25 protein-coding genes are annotated in these 25,963 nt (G+C 68.3%); 12 read left to right on the forward strand and 13 right to left on the reverse strand.

Annotated features, from left to right (window positions below):
* Positions 1-61: 61 nt before the first annotated feature.
* Positions 62-868, reverse strand: a complete 807-nt coding sequence (locus tag AB0P21_RS03160) for a LysR family transcriptional regulator (RefSeq protein ID WP_363693407.1) — start codon at positions 866-868, stop codon at positions 62-64.
* A gap of 68 nt (positions 869-936) precedes the next feature.
* Between AB0P21_RS03160 and AB0P21_RS03165 the strand changes: the two genes are divergently transcribed.
* Both AB0P21_RS03165 and AB0P21_RS03170 read left to right on the forward strand, forming a co-directional pair.
* Complete coding sequence (locus AB0P21_RS03165; protein ID WP_363693408.1) at positions 937-1,827, forward strand: NAD(P)H-binding protein; 891 nt, start codon at positions 937-939, stop codon at positions 1,825-1,827.
* A gap of 14 nt (positions 1,828-1,841) precedes the next feature.
* The gene (locus tag AB0P21_RS03170; protein WP_363693409.1) at positions 1,842-2,528 is read left to right on the forward strand and encodes an SDR family oxidoreductase; all 687 of its coding nucleotides are present in this window, start codon (positions 1,842-1,844) and stop codon (positions 2,526-2,528) included.
* A gap of 24 nt (positions 2,529-2,552) precedes the next feature.
* Here AB0P21_RS03170 and AB0P21_RS03175 read toward each other — a convergent pair whose 3' ends face one another.
* From AB0P21_RS03175 to AB0P21_RS03190, 4 genes are read right to left on the reverse strand one after another with little or no spacing between them, the layout of a single operon-like run.
* Positions 2,553-4,511, reverse strand: a complete 1,959-nt coding sequence (locus AB0P21_RS03175; RefSeq protein ID WP_363693410.1) for a hypothetical protein — start codon at positions 4,509-4,511, stop codon at positions 2,553-2,555.
* Positions 4,512-4,551: 40 nt separating this feature from the next.
* Positions 4,552-5,115: a DinB family protein gene (locus AB0P21_RS03180; RefSeq protein WP_363693411.1), complete on the reverse strand. Its 564-nt coding sequence runs from the start codon at positions 5,113-5,115 to the stop codon at positions 4,552-4,554.
* 15 nt (positions 5,116-5,130) lie between these two features.
* Positions 5,131-6,603 carry a cobyric acid synthase gene (locus AB0P21_RS03185; protein ID WP_363693412.1) on the reverse strand — a complete coding sequence of 491 codons (1,473 nt, stop codon included), beginning with the start codon at positions 6,601-6,603 and terminating at the stop codon, positions 5,131-5,133.
* A 27-nt stretch (positions 6,604-6,630) separates the two neighbouring features.
* Entirely contained in the window at positions 6,631-8,172 is a 1,542-nt protein-coding gene (locus tag AB0P21_RS03190) for an MFS transporter (RefSeq protein WP_363693413.1), read from the reverse strand.
* A 103-nt stretch (positions 8,173-8,275) separates the two neighbouring features.
* Between AB0P21_RS03190 and AB0P21_RS03195 the strand changes: the two genes are divergently transcribed.
* From AB0P21_RS03195 to AB0P21_RS03205, 3 genes are all read left to right on the forward strand, one after another.
* Positions 8,276-8,572, forward strand: a complete 297-nt coding sequence (locus AB0P21_RS03195; RefSeq protein ID WP_363693414.1) for a GNAT family N-acetyltransferase — start codon at positions 8,276-8,278, stop codon at positions 8,570-8,572.
* Positions 8,569-9,102, forward strand: a complete 534-nt coding sequence (locus tag AB0P21_RS03200; RefSeq protein WP_363693415.1) for a YbaK/EbsC family protein — start codon at positions 8,569-8,571, stop codon at positions 9,100-9,102. Before AB0P21_RS03195 ends, AB0P21_RS03200 begins: the two co-directional genes overlap by 4 nt.
* A gap of 64 nt (positions 9,103-9,166) precedes the next feature.
* Positions 9,167-9,991 carry a helix-turn-helix transcriptional regulator gene (locus AB0P21_RS03205; protein WP_363694411.1) on the forward strand — a complete coding sequence of 275 codons (825 nt, stop codon included), beginning with the start codon at positions 9,167-9,169 and terminating at the stop codon, positions 9,989-9,991.
* A 40-nt stretch (positions 9,992-10,031) separates the two neighbouring features.
* On the opposite strand, the gene AB0P21_RS03210 is transcribed toward AB0P21_RS03205, so the two are convergent.
* Positions 10,032-10,463, reverse strand: coding sequence for an organic hydroperoxide resistance protein (locus AB0P21_RS03210; RefSeq protein ID WP_363693416.1), 432 nt, complete (start codon positions 10,461-10,463; stop codon positions 10,032-10,034).
* Between the two features lie 24 nt (positions 10,464-10,487).
* Complete coding sequence (locus tag AB0P21_RS03215; protein ID WP_363693417.1) at positions 10,488-11,441, reverse strand: zinc-binding dehydrogenase; 954 nt, start codon at positions 11,439-11,441, stop codon at positions 10,488-10,490.
* 71 nt (positions 11,442-11,512) lie between these two features.
* Between AB0P21_RS03215 and AB0P21_RS03220 the strand changes: the two genes are divergently transcribed.
* The gene (locus AB0P21_RS03220; protein ID WP_363693418.1) at positions 11,513-12,175 is read left to right on the forward strand and encodes a TetR/AcrR family transcriptional regulator; all 663 of its coding nucleotides are present in this window, start codon (positions 11,513-11,515) and stop codon (positions 12,173-12,175) included.
* On the opposite strand, the gene AB0P21_RS03225 is transcribed toward AB0P21_RS03220, so the two are convergent.
* From AB0P21_RS03225 to AB0P21_RS03240, 4 genes are all read right to left on the reverse strand, one after another.
* Positions 12,159-12,905 carry a sulfite exporter TauE/SafE family protein gene (locus tag AB0P21_RS03225; RefSeq protein ID WP_363693419.1) on the reverse strand — a complete coding sequence of 249 codons (747 nt, stop codon included), beginning with the start codon at positions 12,903-12,905 and terminating at the stop codon, positions 12,159-12,161. The two genes, AB0P21_RS03220 and AB0P21_RS03225, sit on opposite strands and share 17 nt — an antisense overlap.
* 121 nt (positions 12,906-13,026) lie before the next feature.
* A complete protein-coding gene (locus AB0P21_RS03230; protein ID WP_363693420.1) occupies positions 13,027-14,193 on the reverse strand; it encodes an SPFH domain-containing protein in 1,167 nt (388 codons plus the stop codon).
* 291 nt (positions 14,194-14,484) lie between these two features.
* The gene (locus tag AB0P21_RS03235; RefSeq protein ID WP_363693421.1) at positions 14,485-14,994 is read right to left on the reverse strand and encodes an NfeD family protein; all 510 of its coding nucleotides are present in this window, start codon (positions 14,992-14,994) and stop codon (positions 14,485-14,487) included.
* Between the two features lie 75 nt (positions 14,995-15,069).
* Positions 15,070-15,852 (reverse strand): ABC transporter ATP-binding protein, encoded by a 783-nt coding sequence (locus AB0P21_RS03240; RefSeq protein ID WP_363693422.1) that lies wholly within the window; start codon positions 15,850-15,852, stop codon positions 15,070-15,072.
* A gap of 132 nt (positions 15,853-15,984) precedes the next feature.
* On the opposite strand from AB0P21_RS03240, the gene AB0P21_RS03245 reads away from it, so the two are divergent.
* Complete coding sequence (locus tag AB0P21_RS03245) at positions 15,985-16,719, forward strand: hypothetical protein (RefSeq protein ID WP_363693423.1); 735 nt, start codon at positions 15,985-15,987, stop codon at positions 16,717-16,719.
* A 28-nt stretch (positions 16,720-16,747) separates the two neighbouring features.
* Positions 16,748-17,974, forward strand: a complete 1,227-nt coding sequence (gene serB / locus AB0P21_RS03250) for a phosphoserine phosphatase SerB (RefSeq protein WP_363693424.1) — start codon at positions 16,748-16,750, stop codon at positions 17,972-17,974.
* Here the strand turns inward: serB and AB0P21_RS03255 are convergent.
* The gene (locus AB0P21_RS03255; protein WP_363693425.1) at positions 17,967-18,800 is read right to left on the reverse strand and encodes a hypothetical protein; all 834 of its coding nucleotides are present in this window, start codon (positions 18,798-18,800) and stop codon (positions 17,967-17,969) included. The two genes, serB and AB0P21_RS03255, sit on opposite strands and share 8 nt — an antisense overlap.
* A 100-nt stretch (positions 18,801-18,900) precedes the next feature.
* On the opposite strand from AB0P21_RS03255, the gene AB0P21_RS03260 reads away from it, so the two are divergent.
* Positions 18,901-19,776, forward strand: coding sequence for a GNAT family N-acetyltransferase (locus AB0P21_RS03260; RefSeq protein ID WP_363693426.1), 876 nt, complete (start codon positions 18,901-18,903; stop codon positions 19,774-19,776).
* A gap of 139 nt (positions 19,777-19,915) precedes the next feature.
* Complete coding sequence (locus AB0P21_RS03265) at positions 19,916-21,319, forward strand: glycoside hydrolase family 16 protein (RefSeq protein WP_363693427.1); 1,404 nt, start codon at positions 19,916-19,918, stop codon at positions 21,317-21,319.
* A 36-nt stretch (positions 21,320-21,355) separates the two neighbouring features.
* Here the strand turns inward: AB0P21_RS03265 and AB0P21_RS03270 are convergent, their stop codons facing one another.
* Positions 21,356-21,838, reverse strand: coding sequence for a hypothetical protein (locus AB0P21_RS03270; RefSeq protein ID WP_363693428.1), 483 nt, complete (start codon positions 21,836-21,838; stop codon positions 21,356-21,358).
* Between the two features lie 121 nt (positions 21,839-21,959).
* On the opposite strand from AB0P21_RS03270, the gene AB0P21_RS03275 reads away from it, so the two are divergent.
* Both AB0P21_RS03275 and cphA read left to right on the forward strand, forming a co-directional pair.
* A complete protein-coding gene (locus AB0P21_RS03275) occupies positions 21,960-23,111 on the forward strand; it encodes a cyanophycinase (RefSeq protein ID WP_363693429.1) in 1,152 nt (383 codons plus the stop codon).
* Positions 23,108-25,921 (forward strand): cyanophycin synthetase, encoded by a 2,814-nt coding sequence (gene cphA / locus AB0P21_RS03280; RefSeq protein ID WP_363693430.1) that lies wholly within the window; start codon positions 23,108-23,110, stop codon positions 25,919-25,921. The genes AB0P21_RS03275 and cphA overlap by 4 nt, the downstream gene beginning before the upstream one ends.
* The last annotated feature ends 42 nt before the right edge of the window (positions 25,922-25,963 follow it).

Genomic DNA, 25,963 nt, shown 5'->3' on the forward strand with positions numbered 1-25,963 from the left:
GTCACCCACCACGTCTGAACTCCTCGCTCGATGTCGCCTGCAACGATAGCAAGCTCCGGTACTACGGCCGCAGCGTCGTGGCCGCGATATCGAGGAAATCGAGCATCCGCTCGTCTCGCCGTCCGGCCGGCACGGCCAGGCAGGTCTCGTCCGCGTCGAGGTCGGTGATCAGCAGGTTGGCGACGTCGTCGCGCGGATAGGCCCGCGCCACCGACTCCGGAACCAGCGCAACACCGTTGCCGGTGGCAATCAGTTCGAACTTCTCCTCGATCGACGCGGTCCGCCGGGGCAGGCTGTTCATCAGCACCTCACCGTCGAGGTCCGCCATCACGATGCTGCCGCGATCGGCCAGCCGGTGCGTGACCGGCAGGCAGGCCATCTTGCGCTCGCTGCCGATCGGGACGGCGTGCAATCCGGTGTCATCGAACGGGCGGCGCAGGTAGCCGACGTCCACCCTGCCGTCGCGCAGCGGCGCATCTTGCTCCCACCAGTTCAGCCGCACCAGGTCGATCTCGACCTCGGGGTACTTGGCCGAGAAGGCGAGCACCGCCTCCGACACGTGCAGCCCGGAGGCGAAGGCAACGACCAGACGCTCGACCCCGCGATCGATCTCGAGCACACGCCGGACGGCCGAGTCGACGGTCGCGAACACAGCGCGGGTCTCCTGGTGAAGCTGCTCCCCCGCCGGTGTCAGCTGCACGCTCCGAGTGGTCCGAACGAACAGGTCGCAGCCCAGCTCGCGCTCCAGCGCCCGGATCTGCCGGCTCAGCACCGGCTGAGCGATGTAGAGCTGCTCGGCCGCCCGCCCGAAATGCCGGTGCTCGGCGACCGCGGCGAAGTACCGGAGCTTGCGCAGGTCGAGATCCATACCCCAACAGTATCAATGGTCACGGAGAGGTATTGGACCTGCGCTCGGCCAGCACGCAGAGTTAAATCATGATCATCGTCACCACGCCCACCGGCGACATCGGTCGCCAACTTCTCCAGGACTTGCTGGCAGCGGCTCCCGGTGAGGACCTGCGCGTCATCGTCCGCGATCCCGCCAAACTTCCCGCTGCCGTCCGCGACCGCGTCGACGTCGTCACCGGCTCGCACGGCGATCCCGAGGTCGTCGACAAGGCCTTCACCGGCGCTGACGCCGTCTTCTGGATCGTCCCACCGAACAGCCAGGCGCCGAGTCTGCACTCCGCGTTCGCCGGCTTCACCCGGGCCGCCGCCGACGCTTTCGTCGCACATGGCATCAGTCACGTCGTCGGCGTCTCGGCCCTGGGCCGCGGTACGCCGGTCGCCGGTACCGCGGGCCTCGTCACGGCTTCGCTGGAAATGGACGACCTGATCGCCCAGTCAGGCGTCGCCTACCGAGCCCTCGCCAACCCGTCGTTCATGGACAACCTGCTGCGCCAACTCCCGTCGATCCGCGACCACGGCGTCTTCACCGACACCGTCGACGCCGACCGCCAGGCACCCTGGGCAGCCACTGCGGACATCGCCGCTACTGCCGCCGGACTCCTGCTCGACCGCTCATGGACAGGCGTCGACAGCGTGCCCGTGCTCGGCGCCTCGGATCTCTCGGCGAACGACCTCGCGCGCATCATGTCCGACGTACTCGGCCGGCCGATCCGCTACGAACGCGAATCGCTCGAATCACTCGCCGCCCGGCTGACCAGCTTCGGCCTCGGCGACGCCTTCGTCGGCGGCATGGTCGACATGATGCGCGCCAAGGACGAGGGCCTCGACGCCGGAGTACGCCGTACGCCGGAGAACTCCACCCCGACCACCTTCCGGCAGTGGTGCGAGCAAGTACTCAAGCCCGCCGTCCTCGCGTGACCATCAGGAGAACCGTGACTCAGACCGCACTCATCATCGGCGCATCCCGGGCCCTCGGCCTCGGCCTGGCCACCGAATACCTCCGCCTCGGCTGGAACGTGATCGGCACCGTCCGCGGCGACCGGCGTACCGGGTTGCACGACCTCGCGGATACCTCCGACGGCCGCCTCACCATCGAGCAACTCGACATGACCTCGCCTGCTCAACTCTCCGCGCTTCGCGACCGACTCATCGACCGCCCGCTCGACCTACTCTTCGTGAACGCCGCCGTGGCCCTCGGCGACCTCCCGATCGGCGAGGTCCCCACCGACATGTTCACCGAAGTGATGGTCACCAACGCCCTCAGCCCGATGCGGGCTCTCGAGACACTGCGCCCGCTGGTCACACCCGACGGCACGATCGGCGTGATGTCGTCCAGCCAAGGCAGCCTCAGCATGAACATCCGCGGCGGCCAGGACGCCTACCGCGCAAGCAAGTCCGCCCTCAACCAGCTGATGCGTTGCTATGCCGCTCGGTATGTCGATGCTTCCCACACCCTGCTGCTCATCGACCCCGGCTGGGTCCAGACGGACCTCGGCGGCGCTGAGGCACCGCTGACCATCGACGACAGCATCCCGGGCGTGGCTGCGACCATCAACGCCCAGGCTGGGAAGCCCGGGCTGCAGTTCCTCAACTACCAGGGCGACGTGGTGCCCTGGTAGGTCCCGTACTGCGGGCCGCGGTGTCTACAGTCGGCGGCGGCTGACGTTCTCGAAGGTCCAGCGGGTGGCCAGCAGGTGCGTGACCGGCGCGGCGAGCAATCCGACCAGCGCGGCCACCGCGACCAGTAGCGCGTCGTCGCCGCGGCGGAGGCCGATGATCGTCGCGGTCAGGCCGATGCCGACGCACCACTCGATGATGACCCGGTCGGCCAGGATCTCCCGCCACTTCTGGCCGGCCAGGCGCAAGGGGAAGTCGCGTTTGGCACGCAGTACGGCGGTGATGAAGGCGGCGATCAGCGATGAGACGACCAGTGCCACGATCAGGGCGATCAGTGAGACGCCTTGCAGCCAAGCGAAGTACGCCGTGTACTGCGCGATCAGCACACCGTCTTCAGCTGCGTAGAGCACTGTCAGTTGGCGCTGCAGACCGTGCTTGACGACCAGCGCCTGGGTCGGTCCGAGTCCGCTGAAGAGCAGGTTGCTGGTCGAGGCGGCAGAGGCGAGGAAGCTGTCGTTGAAGGTGCTGTGCAGGTTCGGCGCCAGCACCACGATCGCGTCTTTCGGGAAGAGCAGTTCGCCGCTGCCGGCGCCGGACATCGGCACCTTGGCCGGCTCCGCGAGGTGGTGGAAGGTGACTTTGCTCAGGACTGCGTCGCCGGTCGACTTGTCCCGGGTCCACAACCCGAGGCTGTCCTTGACGAACTGCTTGGCGTCGCCCGGGATCTGGTCGTCGGGTAGTGGTACCAGGCCAGGAGTCTCGCCCGCGGCGCTCTTGTTCATCAGTCGCAACCACGCCGGGCTGACCAGCGCCAACGCCTCGAACCTGCCCAGGTCCACGCCCTCGAGACCGATGTCGTCCCACGTGTAGGAGAGCGCGACCGCGTCCTGCTTCTCCGCATCGGCCACCACGTCGCCGACCTGCTTCATGATCTGCTGGAAGCCGTCCTCCCCCAGCGCGCCGGAGAAAGACAGCGCCGTCTGGTCGGCCAGTGCCTTCCAGCGGGCCTGTTGCTCGGCCGATCCACGAGCAGTCATGTACGCGGTGAAGGCGGGCGCGACAGCAGCCAAGACCAGTACGAAGGTCAGTCCTTTGAGGACCAGTGACACCTTGCCCAGCGACTTGACCGCTGGCTCTCGCCTGGCCAGCATCGCCAGGCCGGGCCAGGACGCGGCTGACATGCCGACTGCGAAGGCCATCGTCAGCGCGACCACGATCACGTCGAACGTGACCAGAATCCCCAGGTACTTCGGCACGAAGTCCCAGCCTTGCGCGATCCCGGTCCACGCCAACGCGAGGACGTCGACCACGATCGCGCCGGTCAGGATGGCGACCAGGAATCCGGCCAGGTCCTCGTACTGGATTCGCCAGGTCGAGACACCGGCCAGTGCGCGCAGGGCCCTGCCGCGGGCCTTGACCGACAGCCAGTACAGGACCAGCGACACCATCAACGCGGTCGCGGCCAGCAGGCTGGTGGCGAAACTGCCTTGTTTGACGACCAGCCGCAGCGTCCCACCGAGGGTGTTGTCGTTCCATTTGGTGATCACGCGGTGCTCGGTCAGCCAGGCCTTGAAGGCCGGGAGTCCGTTGGTGGAGCCGGTGACAAGGTATTCGCCGGAGGCGTAGGAGTGCTCGAGTGCTTCCTTGCCGCGGACGGTGGCGTCCTGGTCGTTGCCGAACCGGCGGACCCCCTCGGGCAGGTCGCCCTCGGTGCCGACCTTCACGAACACCTGACCGGTCTGGTCGCCGCTGAGATCCGGCGCGACCTTGACCAGGCCGAGGTGCAGGGTGTCGCTCAGTACGCCGAGCTCGCGGATCGCCTGGGTCTCGTCCATTCCGGTGCTGGAGAAGTCGAGATTGACGATCGACTTCGTCGACAGCTCCTGGGGATACGACCGGTCGTGCATGGTCGCGACCAGCGTGACGGCCACCGCCAGCAGCGCGAACAGCAGCGCCGACACCGCGACGGCGATTTTCCTGTGCACCGGCTTGTCTCCAGGCGATCAAATCAGGGGTGGACGGGAGCTATTTGAAGGCGTCGGCCGCCTGTTGGAGTTTCGCGTAGTACTCCGTCCAGCCGTTTTCGTCGAGCATGTCGGCATCAGCGCCACCCGTGCCGTCGATGAGTTCTCGGACGACGTCTGCGTGGCCGGCGTGGTGGGCGGTTTCGTGGGACATCCGGATCAGGAGGACGCCGAGGGTGGTCGCGCGGCGGTCTTCTGGCCAGTGCGGGACCGAGCCGGGAGCGTCGAGGTCGAGGGAGACCAGGGTTTCGTCGGCGAAGGCGCAGGCGCGTTGGTACAGGCCGATCAGGTAGTCGCTGGACTCCTCGGGGAGGGCCCACATGTCGGCGCCGTCCCAGATCGACTTGTCTTCGACCCAGGCGAGTTTCTCGGGTGGGGTGCGGCCGAAGCATTCGCCGAGGTAGAGGTACTCGAGGCCGGCCAGGTGTTTGACCAGGCCGAGCAGGTTGGTGCCGGAGGGGACGAGCGGGCGGCGCCGGTCGTACTCGCTGAGGCCGTCGAGTTTCGTCAGCAGGACGGCGCGGGCGTCCCGCAGTTTCTGGTGTAGCTCTGCCTTGAGGTCCACACCGGAAACCGTAGGTCAGGGCGCCGACAGTTTGGGTGCGCCTGGCGGGATGAACGGGAGATCGGCCGTAGCGCCTGACTCGATCAGGGACAGCAGGGCGCCGGTGTCGAGGTGTTCGTCGATGGCGTCGGCGAGGAGGTCCAGGCGCGCTTCGCGCATTCCGCCGAACGACACCGAGCCGTCCGGAGCAGGCTTGCCGGTCAGTGCGGCGATCTCAGCAAGGAAGGCGTGCCGAAAAGCATCGTCGTCCAGGAGGCCGTGCCAGATCGTGCCCCAGACAACGCCTGCACGACAGCCGCCCGGGAACTCCAGAGCGGAGCCGGTCACCATGACGACACCGTGGTGGATCTCGTACGCCGTCGGCGCGGGGCGGGCCAGCACCTTGTCGACACCAAACAACGTTGCTACAGGCAACAACCCCAGACCGTCAGCAGACCCGCCACCCTCCACGCCGGCAGGATCCGAGATCGCGCCACCCAGCAACTGATAGCCCCCACAGATCCCCAGCACAGGCCGACCAGCCGCCACGCGAGCCACCACCGCATCAGCCAGCCCAGTAGAGCGCAGCCACTCCAGATCAGCCATGGTCGCGCGCGAGCCGGGGAGCACCACCAGATCGGCATCGCGGACCTCAGCGGGGCTCGCGGTGAAGAACACGCTCGTGGTCGGCTCGACAGCGAGCGCATCGAGATCCGTGAAGTTGCTGATCCGCGGGAAGCGCACCACAGCAACCGTCAGCGCCGAAGACTCCTGCGCCACCCGCCGAGCCGGTACGTCGAGCGCATCCTCCGAGTCCAGCCACAGCCCGGGCAGCCATGGCAGCACCCCGTACGTCGGCCGCGCAGTCACCGCCGAGAGCATGTCGATCCCAGGCTGCAGCAACGACACATCACCACGGAACTTGTTGACCACAAACCCACTGATCAGCCGCTGGTCGGCCGCGTCGAGCAGCGCGACCGTGCCGAACATCGACGCAAACACTCCCCCACGATCGATGTCCCCGACCACCACTACCGGCGAGCGCGTGTGCTGCGCGAGCCCCATGTTCACGTAGTCCGACTGCCGCAGATTGATCTCGGTCGGGCTCCCAGCACCCTCGCTGATCACCACGTCGTACCGCGAAGCAAGATCGTCGTACGCCGCGAACGCCGCCTTCGCGAGCTCGGCACGTTCGGTCAGAAACCCGCGAGCGGTCAGCTCACCCCACGGCTCCCCCATCAGTACTACGTGACTGCGCCGATCACTCCCTGGCTTCAACAACACCGGGTTCATCGCGGCCTCCGGCTCGGACCCGGCCGCGATCGCCTGGATCCACTGTGCGCGGCCGATCTCGGCACCGTCGGCGCAGACCATCGAGTTGTTCGACATGTTCTGCGCCTTGTACGGCGCGACCCGGATCCCCTGCCGGGCAAGCCAGCGGCAGAGCCCGGTCACGACAGTCGTCTTGCCCGCGTCGGACGTAGTACCGGCCACCAGGAGAGAACCCACGGGCTCGATCCTAGTGGCCGGTATCAGCTACTGATCCTGCTGGCGTCCCTCGGCATCGGTGCTGGGCAACCGCGGCGTCGGCCCCTGGAAGCGCGTCGACGAGGCGCGTTCCCGGGCGGACAGCGGCTTGGCCACGTTCTCCAGCGACTGCCCCTCGGCATCCACCCCGAAGAACCAGGCGATCAGACCACCGATCAGCATCACAGCGGCGCCGATGATGTAGCCCACTGTCAGCGGGCCTCGGGCCGGGTTGTCGCCCTCACCGATCAGCGACGCGAACAGGAACGGCGCCACCACGCCACCGGTCAGCTGCGAGATCGCGAAGAAGAACGAGATCGCCTGCCCGCGCAGCTCGATCGGGAAGATCTCGCTCACCGTCAGGTACGCCGACGACGCTCCTGCCGAGGCGAAGAAGAACACCACGCACCACATCGCGGTCAACCCGACCGCGTTCAGCGCACCCGCGTTGAACAGCAGCGCGGTGACGAACAGCACCACGGCAGCGGTCGCGTAGGTCCCGAAGATCATCTTGCGGCGGCCGATGGTGTCGAAGAAGTGCCCCAGCAGCAGCGGCCCGGCCAGGTTGCCGATCGCGAACGGGAAGAAGTACAGCGCGACGCCCGAGTCGTCCAGACCGTAGTACGCCTTCAGCACCAGGGCGTAGGTGAAGAAGATCGCGTTGTAGAGAAAGGCCTGGGTGACCATCATCGAGAAGCCGAGGAACGACCGGCTCCGGTAGTCGCGCAGCATCACCCGGGCGATCTCGCGGTACGTCACCGGCGGGTAGTCGACGACGTTGATCGCCTCGTCGTCGGACACCTCGCGCAGCTCGCCGCCCTGCTCGCGCACCCGCCGCTCGATCTCGTCGACGGTCCGCTCGGCCTCCTCGACCCGGCCGTGCGTCATCAACCAGCGCGGGCTCTCCGGAATGTGCCGGCGCAGGTAGATGATCATCAGCCCCAGCACCGGACCGACCAGGAAGCACAGCCGCCAGCCCCACTCGACCGCGACGATGTCGGTGTCCAGGAAGACCAGGCCGATCGCGGAACCGAGCAGCGCGCCGGCCCAGTAGGTGCCGTTCACGCCGATGTCGACCCGGCCGCGGTACTTCGACGGGATCAGCTCGTCGATCGCCGAGTTGATCGCGGCGTACTCACCGCCGATACCCATCCCGGCGACGAACCGGCACAGCGCCAGCGACCAGAAGTCCCAGGTCAGACCGGCCGCGCCCGACGCCACCAGATAGACGACCAGGGTGATGATGAACAGGCTCTTGCGGCCGAACTTGTCGGTCATCCGGCCGAAGAACAGCGCTCCTACCACTTCACCAGCGAGGTAGATGGAGGCCAGCAGACCGACCTGGGCGGTGCTCAGCCCGAGCGTCGCGCCCTCTTTCAGCGTGTTGCCGACCAGCGAGACCAGCTGGATCTCCAGGCCGTCGAGGATCCAGGAGACACCGAGACCGACGACGATCATCCAGTGGAACCGCGTCCACGGCAATCGGTCCATCCGGGCGGGTACCAGACTCGGTATCGCCTTCCCCTCGCTCAAGGCATGCTCGTTGCTCATTCGCACTCCTCCCGGCCGGGTCCAGTAGTCCGCTGGACCGGGTACCCCGGCAGCTGCCAGGTCAAAACCCGAACTGTCCGCGAGCCTGGATACAGTGGCTGGCATGGAGAACGAGATCGCGATCACGGACGCCAAGGACGCCAGCCGGTACGAGGCTCGCGATGCCGATGGCAACTTGATGGGCTTCGTCGACTACAAGCTGCTCGGCTCGGTGATCTCGTTCCGGCACGCCGAGACGCTGCCGGAGTACCAGGGGCACGGAGTGGCCGGCAAGATCGCCACCAAGTCGCTGGACGACGCGCGTGACGCGGGGCTGCGGGTCCGCCCGGCCTGCCCTTACTACCAGCACTTCCTCGAGAAGCACACCGAGTACGCCGACCTCGTGGACGCCGAGAAGTGAGCGCGCCGGTCCTCGGCAAGCTCGACTGGCAACCCGCTGCCGACGTACCGGAGTTGCTGGCCGAGCCGGTGCGCGCGGCACTCGGCGACCTGCCGGCCTGGGCGGTCGCGATCGATCCGACTCTCGCCGACACGGCAGCCTTCTGCGCGGAGTACGACGTACCGATGGCCGCCTCGGCGAACTGCGTGATCGTGCACGGCAAGCGGGCCGGCGACTCGACGTACGCCGCGGTGATGGTGCTCGCCACCCACCGGGCCGATGTGAACGGGACCGTCCGCAAGCACCTCGGCGTCCGGAAGATCTCGTTCGCGGCGCAGGACGACGCGGTCGGCTCGACCGGGATGGAGTACGGCGGGATCACGCCGATCGGCGTACCGGCGGCGTGGCCGGTGCTCGTCGACGATGCGGTCGCACAAGCCGGGCTGGTGGTGATCGGCAGCGGCATCCGCGGCTCCAAGCTGCTGCTCGACGGCGCGGATCTCGCCAAGCTCCCGTCCGCCACGGTGCTGGAACTCAGCACTCCCGCCTGACTGCCGCTAACATGCTGGGGTGACGGTGGCGGGTGGCGATGGTGGACCGACCGCGCTGCGGATCATGCTCGGTGGACACCTGCGCCGGATGCGTGAGGCCGCGGGGATCAGCCGTGCCGACGCCGGCTGGCAGATCCGGGCCTCGGAGTCCAAGGTCAGCCGGATGGAGCTCGGCCGGGTCGGGTTCAAGGAACGCGATGTGAGCGACCTGCTCGACCTGTACGAGATGAAGGACGCCGAAGAGCGCGAGCGGCTGATGGACCTGGCCCGCGCGGCGAACAACCCCGGCTGGTGGTCGCGGTACGGCGACGTGATGCCGAGCTGGTTCGGCAACTACGTCGGGCTCGAGGTCGCGGCCAAGCTGATCCGGGCGTACGAGGTGCTCTTCGTGCCCGGCCTGTTGCAGACCGAGGACTATGCCCGCGCCGTGGTCCAGCTCGGCAAGGCCTATCTGCCGACCGACGAGATCAACCAGCGGGTGGCCCTTCGGGTGACCCGGCAGCAGATTCTCACCCGGCCCGATCCGGCGCGGTTGTGGGTCGTCCTCGACGAGGCGGCGCTGCATCGCCCGGTCGGCGGGCGGGCCACGATGCGCGAGCAGATCGAGCACCTGATCACGGTCTCGCAGCGGCCGAACGTGACGCTGCAGATCATGCCGTTCAGCAGCGTCGGGTATCCCGGCGCCGGCGGCGCGTTCAGCATCCTGCGGTTCCCCGAAGGCGACCTGCCGGATGTGGTCTACATCGAGCACGCGGCGAGCGCGCTCTACCTGGACAAGCTCGAGGACCTGGACGAGTACGCCGCGATCATGGAGGCGCTGACGATCGCGGCAGCGCCGGTCGGCGCCACTCCGGCTCTGCTCGCGGAAGCCCTCGAGCGGATGAGCTGAGCAGCGCCTGACCGGCGCTGGTGCTGGTTGATCCCTGAGGTCAGGCGACCTTGAGGTCGACCTTGATGTTGCCGCGGGTCGCGTTGGAGTACGGGCAGACCTCGTGCGCCTTGGCGACGAGCTGCTCGGCGGCCTCGCGGTCCAGGTTCGGCAGGGTGACGATCAGCTCGACCTCGAGGCCGTAGCCGGCGCCGCCGTTGATCGGGCCGATGCCGACGGTCGCGGCCACGGTCGAGTCGGTGGTGTCCTGCTTGGTGGTCCGCGCGACCGTCTTCATCGCGCTGTGGAAACAGGAGGCGTAACCGGCCGCGAACAGCTGCTCGGGGTTGGTGCCGTCGCCGCTGCCGCCCATCTCCTTCGGCGGGGCGAGGGTGACGTCCAGCTTGCCGTCGTCGCTGGCGGTGTGACCCTGGCGGCCGCCCTCGGCGGTGGCGCGGGCGGTGTAGAGAACCTTCTCGACTGCGATGGTCATGGTCGGACTCCTAGTGATTGGTGATCAGCGAGTGGGGTCGAGTACGAGCTTGCCGACGGTCCGGCGGGCCCGCATGTCTTCGTGCGCGGTGGCGATCTCGGACAGGGCGTAGTCGCCGCCGAGGATCGAGCGCAGCTTGCCTTCCTGGACCAGCCCGAACAGCTCGGCGAGCGGGTCGCCCAGCAGCGCGGGGGTCTTGAAGCAGTCGGCCAGCCAGAAGCCGACGATGGTCTTCGAGCCCTTCATCAGGCGGCCGGGCGCGATCGGCTCGGCCTGCTGACGGGAGGCGGCGCCGAAGGTGGCCAGCCGGCCGAAGGTCGCCAGCGCGTCGAACGACTCGTCCAGCGTCTTGCCGCCGACCATCTCCAGCACGATGTCGACCGGCTTGCCGTAGTTGGCCTCGATGATCCGGTCCTTCAGGCCTTCCGGCTCGCCGTCGATCGCGGCGTCCGCGCCGAGGTCCAGGATCTGCTGGCGCTTCTCCTCGGTGGAGGCGGTGGCGATGACCCGGCCGGCACCCCACAGCTTGGCGAGCTGGATCGCGAGCGAGCCGACGCCACCCGCACCGGCGTGTATCAGGACCGACTCCCCCGGCTGCAGGTGTGTCGAGGTCTTGAGGAGGTGCCAAGCACTCGTGCCCTGAACGATCAGCGCCAGCGCATCGGCGTCACTGACACCCTCCGGTACGTCGAACGCGGCCTGGGCGTAGCCCACTGCCTTCTCCGCATACCCACCCGTGCCGACCAGCGCGACCACGCGACGTCCGTCAGCGGTGTGGCCGACGACCTCGCCGCCCGGGATCAGCGGCAGCTTCGCCTTGGACAGATAGCTGTTCTCCACCTGGTGGGTGTCGGCGTAGTTCACGCCCGCCCGGTCCACGGTGATCAGCACCTGCCCGTCGCCTGCCACCGGCTCGTCGATGTCCACGACCTTGAGTACCTCGGGTCCACCGAACTCGCTGATCTGTACGGCTCGCACTTTGTTCGCGCTCCTCTGTCGATTGCTGCCTTACGTCGTACTATACACTGTACGTTAAGGAGGTCGATGAGATGTCGGACACCAAACCCCGCACCCCGCGCAACACCCTCAATCCGGACCTGATCGTGCGCACTGCGCTCGACCTGATGGAGGCCAAGGGTTTCCACGCGTTCAGCCTGCGCGGCCTGGCCGGTGAACTGGGTGTCGGCCCGATGGCGCTCTACACCTATTTCCGCAACAAGGACGATCTGTACGACGCGATCCGCGACCACCTGATGGCGCTGGTGCCCGACGTGCCGCCGGACCTCCCCTGGCCTGACCAGGTCCGGTCGGTCTGCCGCGGACTGCGCGCGTTGATGCTGCAACATCCTTGCCTCACGCAACTACTCGCGCTGCGCCCGCTGAGCGGGCAGGAGACCGCCCGGGTGGCCGAAGGCCTGCTCGGCGTACTGCGTGCGTCCGGGTTGGAGCCCTTGGCCGCTGCCCGCACGCACACCACGTTGTTCACCTACGTGCTCGGCGCGACCACCTGGGAGATCCAGATGGCCTCCGAGCGACTCGACCCCGATGCCTGGCGCCGGTTGCGGACGTCGATGGAGTCGCTGTCGGCCCACCAGTTCCCGACGGTCGTCGAGCTGGCGCCGGAGCTGGCCCGCACTTCGGGTGGCGACGAGCAGTTCAACTACGGGCTGGATCTCCTGCTGGCCGGGCTCGAGGTCAGAAAACCATCGTGACGACGGCGACGATGCCGATCACCACGATCAGCACCCGCAGACCGGTCGGCGGCAGCTTGCGGCCGTAGCGGGCGCCGAGCGTGCCGCCGATCGTCGAGCCGACCGCGATCAGGCCGACAGCCAGCCAGTCGACGTCCGCGACGATGACGAAGATCACCGCGGCGACGCCGTTGACGACCGTGGCGAGCACGTTCTTCAGGCCGTTCATCCGTTGCAGGTTCGCGTCCATGCCGATGCCGAGGACGGCCATCAGGAGGACGCCCTGGGCGGCGCCGAAGTACCCGCCGTAGACGCCGGTCAGGAAGACGGCCGGGATCACCCACCAGGCGCCGCGATCCGTGTGCTTCGGCGCGCCGATCCGCTTCGAGAGCCACGGTTGCAGTGCGACCAGGACGCAGCCGAGCAGGATCAGGCCGGGGACGACTGCCTTGAAGGCGGAGCCGGGCAGCTTGAGCAGCAGGACGGCGCCGACGATGCCGCCGACCAGCGAGGCCGGGATGAGGCGGAGCATCCGGCCGCCTTGACCTTTGAGCTCACGGCGGTAGCCGATCGCACCGGCCGCAGTACCGGGTGAGAGGCCGATGTTGTTGCTGACGTTGGCCAGGATCGGCGGCAGGCCGACAGCCAGCAGCGCGGGGAAGGTCAGCAACGTGCCTGAACCCACCACCGCGTTGATCGTGCCTGCGCCCACGCCCGCCACCAGGACGAACAACGCCTCGAACCATGTCATCGTCGCAAGACTCTACGCACCTGACCGTCGCCGCTGCGCCACTGTCCGGCCGGTGAGCGGGAAACGTCACACGGCCCGGCTGCGAGCAGCCGGGCCGTGTGGCATTACGTAGTACTGGTGGTCAGCGCTCCTGCGGAGGGCCGTCCTGCACCGGGGTGGTCGGCTCGGGAGCCGAGGTGACCGCCTGCGGAGCCGCCTGCTGGGCGGCGCGGTTGCCGACTGCGGCCTTCTCGGCGGCAGCAATGGCTTCCTGTACTGCGTTGTCGGCCTCGGCCACCGCGGCGTCCGGCGTCGCCGCCGTGCCCATGCCGCTGTCGACCTGGACGGCGGTGGAGTCACCCAGCTCGGGCTGCGGGAACGGGCCCTCGGCCTTCTGGGTGATCCCGGCGATCTGGCCGACGGCGCTGCCGAGGCCTTCCATCGCCTTGCCGATCTCGCTCGGGATGATCCACAGCTTGTTCGAGTCGCCCTGGGCGAGCGACGGGAGCATCTGCAGGTACTGGTAGGCGAGCAGACCCTGGTCGGGCTTGCCGGCGTGGATCGCGTTGAAGACGGTGGTGATGGCCTGCGCCTCACCCTGCGCCTTCAGGATCCGCGCCTCCCGCTCGGCCTGCGCGCGCAGGATGCGGGACTCCCGGTCACCCTGCGCGGTGAGGATCGCGGACTGCTTCTGGCCCTCGGCCGACAGCACGGCCGACTGGCGCATACCCTCGGCGGTCAGGATCGCGGCGCGCTTGTCGCGGTCCGCGCGCATCTGCTTCTCCATCGAGTCCTGGATGGAGGGCGGCGGGTCGATCGACCGCAGCTCGACCCGGTTGACCCGGATCCCCCACTTGCCGGTGGCCTCGTCCAGCACGTACCGGAGCTTCTCGTTGATCTCCTCGCGGCTGGTCAGCGTCTGCTCCAGATCCATGCCACCGATGATGTTGCGGAGCGTGGTCATGGTGAGCTGCTCGATCGCCTGGATGTAGTTGGAGATCTCGTAGGTCGCCCGGACCGGATCGTTGACCTGGAAGTAGATGACGGAGTCGATCGACACCATCAGGTTGTCCTCGGTGATCACGCCCTGCGGAGGGAACGCGACCACCTGCTCGCGCATGTCGATCGTGTAGCGGACCTTGTCCACGAACGGCGTCAGCAGGTTCAGGCCGGGCTGCAGGCCCACCTTGAACTTCCCGAACCGCTCCACGATGCCGACGGTCTGCTGCTGCACGACCCGGACTGACTTGATCAGTGTGACGACCACCAACAAGGCGACCAATGCCAACACTACGAGGAACGCGGTCACATGACCCTCCCACTAGACAAAACCTCAGGACGGACAGTCTTTCCTATCGACGGGCCACAGTGGGCAACGGTTCCCTCACGATCCGGGAGCCTCGTCAACGGCATCGACATCCGTACTCCCGACAGTACTTCGCCTGCTGTACTCCGCCCGGTCACCGCCCCCGCGTGCCGCCCGCCAATGCACCCTCAACCCGACCAGGCCGCCGCAACCGGAGCCGTAGCCGCACCCCGCCGCGGAGGTCGAGGGGCACGACCTGTCCGAACCATTCTTTGTACTTCTTGCCTGTGAGGTTCAGCGGGGTGGTTCGGTGTCTTTGGGGAACTCCGGGAGGGTGTGGTCGATCGGGTGGCCGATCGGATAGACCACCGCGGTGGCGCCGTCGATCGACATCACCTCGACCCGGGTGCCCGGCTCGATGGTGGAGACCTCGTCGTACGGGCGGGCGGTCCACAGCTCGCCGTTGAGTTTGATCGAGCCGCCGCCGTCGGGGTGGATCTCCTTGACGACGACGCCGGAGCGGCCGATCACGTGGGCGGAGCCGGTCTTCAGCTCGGCGCCGTGGTGGATCTTGCGGACCAGCAGCGGGCGGATCGCGGCCAGCATCGCGGCCGAGGTGATCAGCGCGACGACGATCTGCAGCCAGAGCAGGTGCGGGAAGAACGCACCGACGCCGGCCGCGGTCAGCGCTCCGGCGGCGAGCATCAGCAAGGTGAAGTCGAGTGAGGCGAGCTCCGCCAGACCGAGCACGACGGCGATTCCCGCCCAGGCGGCCCACACGTTGTCCCGCATCCAATCCATCATCTGCCAACTCTATCCGCGTCAGGGACCTCAGGCAGGCCCAGCACCAAGTGTGACGCGCAAAAGCGGCGAACGGACTCAGAGAGCGCGGGCGAAGTACCGGCCGTCGTGGTGGTCGAGGCTCAGCGCGAGGTCGAAGGTGTCGCTCAGGGACTCGGCGGTCAGCGCCTGCTCGATCGGCCCGGCCGCGACCACGCGCCCCTGCTTGAGCAGCATCGCGTGGGTGAAGCCCGGCGGGATCTCCTCGACGTGATGGGTGACGAGCACCATCGCCGGCGAACCCTCGGCGGTCGCGATCGCGCTGAGGGACCTGACCAACTGTTCGCGACCCGTAAGGTCCAGGCCGGCCGCCGGCTCGTCCAGCAGCATCAATTCGGGGTCGGTCATCAACGCGCGTGCGATCTGGACCCGTTTGCGCTCCCCCTCGGACAACGTGCCGAAGGTGCGTTCGCTCAGGTGACCGATGCCGAGCTCGGTCAGCAACTCGTTGGCCCGCTGGTGGTCCAGCTCGTCGTACTCCTCGCGCCACCGGCCGAGTACGGCGTACGACGCGGAGACGACGACGTCCGACACCCGCTCCGACCTCGGCAGCTTGTCGGCCAGCGCCGCGCTGGTCAGCCCGATCCGCGGCCGCAACTCGAACACGTCGACAGCGCCGAGCACCTCGCCGAGCAGCCCGACCACACCGGTGGTCGGGTGCATCTGGGCGGCGAGGATCTGCAGCATGGTCGTCTTGCCGGCGCCGTTCGGGCCGATCACCACCCAGCGGTCGGTCTCCTCGATGGACCAGTCGACACCGTCCAGCAGGACGGCGCCACCACGCACGATCGAGACACCAGCCAACTCAGCCACCGCAGTCATAGGCCAAAACCTAGTGGTCTCCACTCGGATGGTTGACGCCGACCCTGTCGTGTCGGGTCGGCGAGGGAAGGAAAGCGAGGGGTGGTGGGCGTGGTGTCGAGACCTCACCCACCGGATGGGACACTGGCAAGCGTGCTGACCACTGCCGCCTCGGTGCGTTTCACCGTGTGGACGAACGCGATGCTGACCGGTGCCTGCGACCCGGACACCGCCGCCGAGAAGATCCTCGGCGAGGACGTCGGGCACCAGGTGTCCGGTCTGGCTGGGCATCCCGAGCCGACCACGTTGCCGGTGGCCCTCAACCTGCTGCGCGCGGCCGGCGCCACCCAGGCCCATCTCGCGCTGCCGATTCCCGGCGACCCGATCGGGCTGGCCGGTCCGCCGAAGTTCAACGAGGCGGCGCTCGAGACGGGCGAGGCCGTAGTACTGACCGGGACGGAGATCGGGCTCGTACCGGCGTACGTCGGGCCGGCGGTGCAGTGGACCGTGTTGCCGGCCACCAGTCCGCCACCTGCCGACATCGGTGAGGCAGACCGCGGCCTGCGTGCCGCGCTGATCGAAGCCGCCGAGTCGCTGGCCGCACTCGACGTGGCCAAGTGGAAGCCCGAGGTCGCGGACGCGCTGATCGACATCCGCAAGATCGGTTCGGGCAAGGGCGATGACCTTGCCCCCGGCTACGAAGCTCGTGCGGTAAAGACCGCGGCGACCGCTCGACGCTGCCTGGCCATCGCCGACGCGGCCCTGGAGGACGACGGCGCCGCCATCACCGGCGCCGAGGCAGACGCTCGCCGACGCGCGTTGACCGACCTGGCCGCGGCAGCCCGGCGTGCTCTCGTCGCGGCATGTGGACCGCCAACCTCCCGTTAACAATTCATCGGTAGCCTGAGGCCTTGAGATGACTGACCAGGCTGAGCACGAGACGCCCCTATCGGACCGCCCTACCCTGCTGGTCACCTTGACCGGTACGGATCGGCCGGGTCTGACCTCCGCGGTTCTGTCGACCCTCGCGCTGCGCGGGCTCGATGTGATCGACGCCGAGCAAGTCGTACTCCGGGGCCGGCTGGTGCTCGGCGTGCTGCTGTCGGCGCCCCGCGACCACAAGGAACTCAAGAAGGAGCTCAAGGCTCTCGCCGAGAACCTCGAGGTCGACATCGACCTGAAGAAGGGTTTCGGCGACAACGAGCCACGGCGCAAGGGCCGGACCCAGGTCACCGTGATCGGCAGCCCGCTGACCGCGCAGGGCTTCGCCGCCATCGCCGGCCGGATCGCCGACACCGGCGCGAACATCGACCGGATCAGCCGGATGGCGCGCTATCCGGTGACCGCGATGGAGATTGCCGTCTCGGGAGCCGATCCCGACTCGCTGCGCAAGGTGCTGGCGTTGGAAGGTGTCGTCCAGGGCCTGGACGTCGCAGTACAGCCGGGTGGGTTGTACCGCCGGGCCAAGCGGCTGATCGTGATGGACGTCGACTCGACCCTGATCCAGGGCGAGGTGATCGAGATGCTGGCCACCCACGCCGGGCGGTTCGAGGAGGTCGCCGCCGTCACCGAGCAGGCGATGCGTGGTGAGCTGGACTTCTCTGCGTCACTGCGCAGCCGGGTCGCGACCCTCGAAGGGCTGCCGGCCTCGGCACTCGACGAGGTCTTCCAGGCGATCGAGTTGGCGCCGGGAGCACGCACGCTGGTCCGGACACTCAAGCGCCTCGGCTACCAGTTCGCCATTGTCAGCGGTGGCTTCAGCCAGATCACCGACAAGCTCGCGGCCGATCTCGGTATCGACTTCGCCGCCGCCAACGAGCTGGAGATCATCGACGGCAAGCTCACCGGCAAGGTGGTCGGCGACATCGTCGACCGGGCCGGCAAGGCCACCGCGCTGCGCCGGTTCGCCAAGACCTCCGGTACGCCGTTGTCGCAGACCGTCGCGATCGGCGACGGCGCGAACGACCTGGACATGCTCGCCGCGGCCGGTCTCGGCATCGCCTTCAACGCCAAGCCGGTGGTCCGGGCAGCGGCCGACACTCACCTGAGCGTCCCGTACCTCGACACGATCCTCTACCTGCTCGGCATCAGCCGCGAAGAGGTCGAAGCCGCCGACGCGGCCTCCGACGTGATCGTCAACTGAAGTCGGGCTCGCCCAGCTTCGCCGGTTTGGGCGGCAGCACCAGCGACCGCCGCCCGAATTGACTGAACTTCGCGGACACCAGGACGCTGCCGGCCTTGGCATCGGCGCGGGTGAACTCGAGTTGCCGGGGCAGCGCGTTCGGATCCACCCAGACCGTGACGCTGAGCTGCTTCGGCAGGGTCGCGAGGTCAGCCTGGTCGACGTACTCCCCCAGCGCGCCGGCCGCGACGGCCTTCTGCAGGTCGATCCGCATCGTGTACTGCTGGGTGGTCACCCGGTCGATCACCTGCTCGCCGGCCGGCTGGAACAAGGTCGCGTACGGCGCTCCGCCGATCAGCTGGTGGAACAGCCGAGCCGAGATCCACGCGTCGGCGGCCGTCGCCGCGACCTTCTCCTCACTCGTGCTGCTGCCGAGATCGAGCTCCGCCCATGGCTTCTTGGCGTCGCCGGTCAGCTTCGCGTCCTGAAGGTAGATCGACCGGCCGACCCGGATCAGCCCACCACCGGACTGGGTCTTCGTCTCGACGTCGACCGAGCGGCCTTTGAAATAGACCAGCGCGTGCACCTGCTTCGGCGCCTTCTGCCCTTCCTGGACCTTCGCCGAGACCTGGAACCCGCCCCTGGCTGCCAGCGCGCCCAGCACCTTCGGCGCGAAGGTCGCCTGCGTGAGGTCGGCCGGCGTACGCGTCGTGGACGTCGGCACGGGCGCGGGTGCAGCGGTCGAGGTGACGGCCGCCGGGGCGCTGGTCGGCTCCTGTTGTCCGCAGGAGATCGGGACCAGGACGACCGCGGTCAGGGCGATCAGACGCGGCAGGGCTCTGTGCACAGCAGATGGTCGCACGGTCACCCGCGCGCGTAGTACAGCTGACGGCAACAACTTGGATACTTGTTTGCCTGGACCGCGGACCCGGGCGAGGATCGGTGACGTGCCTACTCCCCCGGTGATACCTGCTGGATTCAGTTGCCGACCTGCTGCGCCGGCTGATGCCAAAGCGATCAGCGAGATGACCGGGATCGCGGTCGACGAGGTCGAGGCGACGCTGGAACGGCCAGGGCTCGACCCGGCCGTGGACAGCCTGGTGGTGCTCGAACCGGGCGGTTCACTCGCGGGTTGGGTATGGGTGCGAGGACGGCGCTCGCAGGTCGACGTCGGTTCGGAGTACCGGGGGTTGGGGTTGGGCAGCGCGCTGGTCGAGTGGGCCGAGGCGCGGGCGACCGAGATCGAGAGCCCGTGGGTCGCACAAACGGTTGAGGACGACGACCTGGCCGGTACTGCGATCCTGCGCGCCCGCGGGTACGAGGTGCTCGCGACCAACTGGCAGCTCGACATCACCGCGACCGAGGAGCCGATCGTGCCTGAGTTGGCGGCCGGGGTGTCGATTCGCTCGTTCAGCGCGGAGGACGCGCCGGCGGCGTACCTGGTGATCCAGAACGCCTTCGACGAGTGGCAGCCGCGCCGCTGGCCGTACGACGAATGGGCGCGGATGACGGTCGAGCGGACCACCTTCGCGCCGGAGCTGTCGCAAGTGGCCTTTGCCGGTGACGAGTTGGTCGGAGTGACGATCTGCCTCGCTCTGCCTGACTCCGACGAGGGCTATGTCGAGCAACTCGCGGTGCGCAAGGACCAGCGCGGCAAGGGGCTGGCCCGGGCCATGCTCGCGCATGCCTCGCTCGGTTTCTACCGTCTTGGACGGCGCAACCTGACGGTCTGGACACATTCGGGCACCGGCGCGCTGGCGATGTACGAGCGGCTCGGGATGCGGGTGCGGACCAGCACGACGGTGTTCAAGCGCGATCTCTGATCGCGATCCGGTGGCAACGGGAACGTTCCCTGGGGACACTTGAGTGACAAGTCATTGACAGTCGGCGATGAGAGCGCTCTCATGGAGATCCCGCTCCTGGTGCCACTCTGGTGATGGCGCCTGACCACGGAGGTCAGCTATGCGTTCCCGCCCCAAGAAACAGTCCACCCGTCGCCGGACCTTGCTCAGCGCCCTGCTCGCGCCGGTCCTGGTGGCCGTGCCGCTGACGATCGCCGCGCAGGCCAGCGTGCCGACGCCACCGGCCGGGTGGACCAACATCTGGAGTGACGACTTCGACGGTGCCAACAACACCCTGCCGTCGAGCGCCAACTGGATCATCGACACCGGTCACTCGTACCCCGGCGGCGCCTGGAACTGGGGCACCGGAGAGATCCAGAACTACACCAACAGCACGAACAACCTGAAGCTCGACGGCACCGGCAACCTGGTGATCACGCCCCGCCGGGACAGCTCCGGGAACTGGACGTCGGGCCGGATCGAGACCCAGCGGTCCGACTTCAAACCGCCGGCCGGCGGCGTCGTCGCGATGGAGGCGCGGGTCCAGATGCCCAACATCACCGGCGAGGCCGCGGTCGGCTACTGGCCGGCGTTCTGGGCGCTCGGGGCGCCGTACCGCGGGAACTACCAGAACTGGCCGTCGATCGGCGAGCTGGACATCATGGAGAACGTCAACGGCCTGAACACCGTCTGGGCCACCCTGCACTGTGGCGTGAACCCCGGCGGCCCGTGCAACGAGACCAACGGGCTCGGCGCGAGTCGCGCCTGCCCCGGCTCGAGCTGCCAGTCGGCTTTCCACACCTACCGGATCGAGTGGGACGCCAGCGTCTCGCCGAATCAGCTGCGCTGGTACGTCGACGGTCAGCAGTTCCATTCGCTCAGCCAAGGGCAACTGCCGGCTGACACGTGGAACAACATGACCAACCACAACGGGTACTTCCTGCTGCTCAACGTGGCGATCGGCGGCGGCTTCCCCGACGGTGTCCGGGGCAGCACCACTCCGATCGCGGCCACCGTGCCGGACAAGCCGATGCTGGTCGACTACGTCGCGGTCTCCACCAAGGCAGGCAGCGGCACCCCGACGAGTCCGCCCACCACGCCGCCGACCGGCGGCAGCAGCGCCTACTCGACCATCCAGGCCGAGAGCTACAGCGGGCAGTCCGGCATCGGGGTCGAAACCACGCTCGACTCGGGCGGCGGCCAGAACATCATGCAGATCGCCAACGGCGACTGGGCCAAGTACAGCGCGGTCAACTTCGGCAGCACCGCCGCCACCCAGTTCGTCGGCCGGGTCGCCTCCGGCATCGGCGGTGGAGCCAGCGGCCTGGTCGAGGTGCGACTCGACAGCCGGACGAACGTGCCGGTCGGCAGCTTCGCCCTCGGCAACACCGGTAGCTGGCAGACCTACCGGACGATCCCGACGAACATCAGCGCGGTGACCGGCGTCCACGACGTCTACCTGACCTTCACCAGCGGCCAGCCCGCCGACTTCGTGAACGTCAACTGGTTCACCTTCGGCCACTGACCAGAGGTGGTGCCGGGCCAACGCCCGGCACCACCGTCAGCCGTCGATCTTGTTCTTGGCCGGCGGCACCAGGGTGACCGGGTCGCCGAAGTTGCTGTAGACGGTCGACATCGTCGAGTTGCCGACCACGAAGTCGAGCCTGCGGGGCAGGAAGTCATCGCGCACCACCAGCACCGCGGTGATCACCTTGGCCTTCTGCTCCGCGAGCATCTCGGGCGACAGGAGTCCACCGAACGCCTTCCCGGCCGCGGCCTTTACCGGGTCGATACTGAGCGTGTACTGCGTCATCGGCGTACCGTCGATCTCTGATCCTCGCGCCGTTTCGACCCTGGTCGCATAGGCCGCCGCATCGAGGAACTCGTGCGTCAGCGCGGGCACCGTCATCACTTCCAGCTGGGTCCCGGTCAACGGCGCCTCCGGATCCTTGCCCGGCGGTATAGGTCCTCCGACCGTCCTCGTCGCGGGTCGTGGAGACAGCATCACCGCGGCCACGGCCAGCGGCGTCAGGAGTCTTTTCACTGCCGAAGGATGCCACGCGCAACTACTCTTCGTGCCGAAATTGCAGCTTGCTGCAGGCGGGCATCGGTCACTTCGGGTGACCGAAGCGGCCCGAACGTGGTCCAGCGCTTATTCTTCGGCTATGTCTGAACAGCAGGGTGGGGTGACGACGAACGGGCCAGGTGCGCTGTTCGCCATCGGTGGGGCCGAGGACAAGCTGAAGAAACGGCTCGTTCTGCAGGAGTTCGTCGAGGCGGCCGGCGGGTCGAAGGCGCGGATCGTGGTCGTTCCGACCGCCTCCGCGCTCGGTACGGACGTGATCGACGTCTACTCCGCCCTCTTCGCCGCGCTCGGCGCGGCCAGCGTGGTCGGGGTCCGGCCGGAGAACCGGGAGGACGCCGACGACCCGGCCTTCTTCGAGCCGCTGAACGATGCCACCGGCATCTTCATGACCGGTGGTAACCAGCTCAAGCTGAGCGGCGTCGTCACCGGTACGGCGTTCGGGCAGGCCGTCACCGACGCGCATGCCCGCGGCGCGGCCGTCGGCGGGACGTCGGCCGGCGCGAGCATCCTGGCCGAGCACATGATCGCCTTCGGCCGGTCCGGCGCGACGCCGCGGCAGCGGATGAGCCAGCTGGCCGGCGGCCTCGGCCTGGTCCAGGGCGCGATCGTCGACCAGCACTTCGCCCAGCGCAACCGGTACGGGCGGCTCCTGTCGCTCGTCGCCCAGTCCCCCGGCCTGCTCGGCATCGGCGTCGACGAGGACACCGCGGCCGTCGTCCGCGGCTCCCACCTGGAGGTCGTCGGCCGGGGCGCCGTGACGATCTTCGACGGCAGCCGGATCACCTCCAACGCGCACTACGCGAGCCGTTCCGAGGCGATCCTCGCCTCCGGCGTCGTCCTGCACGTGCTGCCCGCGACCTCGACCTTCGACCTGAAGGCCCGCGTCCTGCTGTCGTACGGCGCGCAGCCGCCGGCCGAGGAGATCGCCTCGATCGAGGCGGCCGAGGCCGACCTGCGCAAACTCGCCAAGGAGATCGCCGCCGAGGGCGTGTCACCGGCGTACTACGCCGAGCGCAAGCGGCGGGCCGGCCGGCGTACGGCGAAGGCCACCGACGCGGCCCCCGCGGCTGCGAAGAAGGCGGCCAAGAAGGTGGCGCCGAAGACCGTCAGATCGTCGGCGGCGAGCCAGTCCAGACCGGAGGCGACCGAGCCTCTGAGCGCGGGCGCCGAACTCAGCCGACCAGACACCGACCCGGCAACAGGGCCACTACCAGACAGTGGGAACGCATGACGGACACCGCCCCCGACCAGACTCACGGCACTCCGAGCCCGGACCTGAAGGTCATCGAGACCCGCGTCTACCGCGGTCCGAACATCTGGAGCTACGACCCGGCGATCCACCTGGTGGTCGACCTGGGATCGCTGGAGGAGTTCCCGTCGAACACCATCGACGGGTTCACCGAGCGGCTGCTCGAGCACCTGCCCCGCCTCGACCAGCACCACTGCTCCCGCGGCCGCCGCGGCGGTTTCATCGAGCGGCTGCAGGAAGGCACCTGGCTCGGGCACATCGCCGAGCACGTCTCGCTGCAGCTGCAGCAGGAGGCCGGCCACGACATGCGGCGCGGCAAGACCCGCCAGGTCAAGGGCGTGCCCGGCCGCTACAACATCATCTACTCGTACGCCGACGAGGGCGTCGGTCTGGCCGCCGGTGAGCTCGCCGTCCGGTTCGTGAACTACCTGGTCCAGCCGACCCCGGACTTCGACTTCACCACCGAGCTGGAGAAGTTCATCCGGCAGGCCGAGCGGAGCGCCTTCGGGCCGTCGACGCAGGCCATCGTGGACGAGGCGGTCTCCCGGGACATCCCGTGGATCCGGCTGAACAAGTACAGCCTGGTGCAGCTCGGCCAGGGCGTGCACGCGAAGCGGATCCGGGCCACCATGACGTCCGAGACCGGCTCGATCGCGGTGGACGTGGCCAGCGACAAGGACCTGACCACCAAGCTGCTCGCGTCGGCCGGTCTGCCGGTACCGCGACAGGCGTCCATCCGTGATGTCGAGGACGCGGTCTCGGCCGCCAACAAGATCGGTTACCCGGTCGTCTGCAAGCCGCTGGACGGCAACCACGGCCGTGGTGTCTGCCTCAACCTGCAGGACGCGGACGCGGTACGGGAGGCCTTCCCGATCGCGGCCGAGCAGTCCCGGCGTGGCTCGGTCATCGTGGAGAGCTTCGTCACCGGCAAGGACTACCGCTGCCTGATCATCAACGGGCGGATGGAGGCCATCGCCGAGCGGGTGCCGGCCCACGTCGTCGGCGACGGCGTGCACACCGTCGCGGAGCTGGTCGAGATCACCAACGCCGACCCCCGGCGCGGTGTCGGCCACGAGAAGATCCTGACCCGGATCACGGTGAACGCCGCGGCCCGCGAGCTGGTGAAGTCGCAGGGCTTCGAGATGGACGACGTACCGCCGGAAGAGACGATGGTGAAGCTGACCCTCACCGGCAACATGTCCACCGGCGGGATCTCGATCGACCGGACCTTCGAGGCGCACCCGGAGAACGTCGAGATCGCCGAGGAGGCGGCCCGGATGATCGGGCTGGACATCGCCGGCATCGACTTCATCTGCCCCGACATCACCCAGCCGGTCCGCGAGACCGGTGGCGCGATCTGCGAGGTGAACGCCGCGCCGGGCTTCCGGATGCACACCAACCCGACGATCGGCGATCCGCAGTACATCGCGAAGCCGGTGGTCGACATGCTGTTCCCGCCGGGCGCGACCAGCCGGATCCCGATCATCGCGGTGACCGGGACCAACGGCAAGACGACCACCTCGCGGATGATCAGCCACGTCTTCAAGGGGATGGGCCGCAAGGTCGGGATGACGTCGACCGACGGCGTCGTGATCGACGAGCGGTTGGTGATCCGGTCGGACGCCTCCGGGCCGAAGTCAGCCCGGATGGTGCTGCAGAACCCGCGCGTCGACTTCGCTGTCTTCGAGGTGGCTCGGGGCGGCATCCTGCGCGAGGGTCTCGGCTATCAGCGCAACGACGTCGCCGTGGTACTGAACATCCAGCCGGACCACCTGGGCATGCGTGGGATCGACACATTGGAGCAGCTCGCCGACGTGAAGGGCGTGCTGGTCGAGGCGGTACCGCGGAACGGCTTCGCGGTGCTGAACGCCGACGACCCACTGGTCCGCAAGATGCGGCGCAAGTGCTCGGGCGAGGTGGTCTGGTTCAGCATCGCCGAGCCGGGCACCGAGGTCCGCGAGTACATCGAGGGGCACTGCCGGCGCGGCGGTCGCGCGGTCGTGCTGGAGCGCTCCGACCTCGGCGACATGATCATCATGAAGCACGGCCGCCGCTCGATGCAGCTGGCCTGGACACACTTGCTGCCGGCAACCTTCGGCGGCCGGGCGATGATGAACGTGCAGAACGCGATGGCCGCCGCGGCCGCCGCCTTCGCCGCGGGCGCGCCGCTGCACGACATCCGGCAGGGCCTGCGCACGTTCAGTACGTCGTACTACCTGTCCCCCGGCCGGCTGAACGAGATCGACGTCGACGGCCGCACCGTGATCGTCGACTACTGCCACAACGCGCCCGCGATGCGGATGCTCGGCGACTTCGTCGACAAACTGGGCGACAGCCTGAACGCGTCGTCGGAGCTCGGCCGTTCGTCGCGGATCGCCGTCATCGCGACGGCGGGTGACCGTCGAGACGACGACATGCGCGAACTGGGCGAGGTCGCTGCCCAGCACTTCGACGTGGTGATCGTCCGCGAGGACGCCCGGCTGCGTGGCCGCGAGCGCGGCCGCACCGCCGAGCTCGTCGCCGAGGGCGTCCGCTCCGCGATGGAGAGCGGCGCCCGCTGCCGTCAGGTCGAACTGGTCCTCGACGAACTGACCGCGGTCCAGCACGCCCTGGCCCGGTCCAACCGCAGCGACCTGGTCGTCCTCTGCGTCGACCAGCACCAGCAGGTGCTGTCCCACCTCGAGTCGGTCTCGCACCTCGCCCAAGCCGGCGCCCGCTCCGGCGACGAAGGCGGCGACCCGGACTTCGTGAAGCCGGACGCCGAGCCGGAAGCTGACCAGTCAGCCGAATAACCCGTGGGTGAGCGGGGACACACTGCGTGTCCCCGCCGCCGG

The sequence above is a fragment of the Kribbella sp. NPDC056861 genome (genome assembly GCF_040687575.1).
Taxonomy (GTDB): domain Bacteria; phylum Actinomycetota; class Actinomycetes; order Propionibacteriales; family Kribbellaceae; genus Kribbella.

Coding starts and splice junctions, on each gene's coding strand:
- AB0P21_RS03160 (WP_363693407.1), bottom strand. CDS start 868: ATGGATCTCGACCTGCGCAAGCTCCGGTACTTCGCCGCGGTCGCCGAG.
- AB0P21_RS03165 (WP_363693408.1), top strand. CDS start 937: ATGATCATCGTCACCACGCCCACCGGCGACATCGGTCGCCAACTTCTC.
- AB0P21_RS03190 (WP_363693413.1), bottom strand. CDS start 8,172: ATGAGCAACGAGCATGCCTTGAGCGAGGGGAAGGCGATACCGAGTCTG.
- AB0P21_RS03195 (WP_363693414.1), top strand. CDS start 8,276: ATGGAGAACGAGATCGCGATCACGGACGCCAAGGACGCCAGCCGGTAC.
- AB0P21_RS03205 (WP_363694411.1), top strand. CDS start 9,167: ATGCTCGGTGGACACCTGCGCCGGATGCGTGAGGCCGCGGGGATCAGC.
- AB0P21_RS03210 (WP_363693416.1), bottom strand. CDS start 10,463: ATGACCATCGCAGTCGAGAAGGTTCTCTACACCGCCCGCGCCACCGCC.
- AB0P21_RS03220 (WP_363693418.1), top strand. CDS start 11,513: ATGTCGGACACCAAACCCCGCACCCCGCGCAACACCCTCAATCCGGAC.
- AB0P21_RS03225 (WP_363693419.1), bottom strand. CDS start 12,905: ATGACATGGTTCGAGGCGTTGTTCGTCCTGGTGGCGGGCGTGGGCGCA.
- AB0P21_RS03235 (WP_363693421.1), bottom strand. CDS start 14,994: ATGATGGATTGGATGCGGGACAACGTGTGGGCCGCCTGGGCGGGAATC.
- AB0P21_RS03240 (WP_363693422.1), bottom strand. CDS start 15,852: ATGACTGCGGTGGCTGAGTTGGCTGGTGTCTCGATCGTGCGTGGTGGC.
- serB (WP_363693424.1), top strand. CDS start 16,748: ATGACTGACCAGGCTGAGCACGAGACGCCCCTATCGGACCGCCCTACC.
- AB0P21_RS03265 (WP_363693427.1), top strand. CDS start 19,916: ATGCGTTCCCGCCCCAAGAAACAGTCCACCCGTCGCCGGACCTTGCTC.
- AB0P21_RS03275 (WP_363693429.1), top strand. CDS start 21,960: ATGTCTGAACAGCAGGGTGGGGTGACGACGAACGGGCCAGGTGCGCTG.
- cphA (WP_363693430.1), top strand. CDS start 23,108: ATGACGGACACCGCCCCCGACCAGACTCACGGCACTCCGAGCCCGGAC.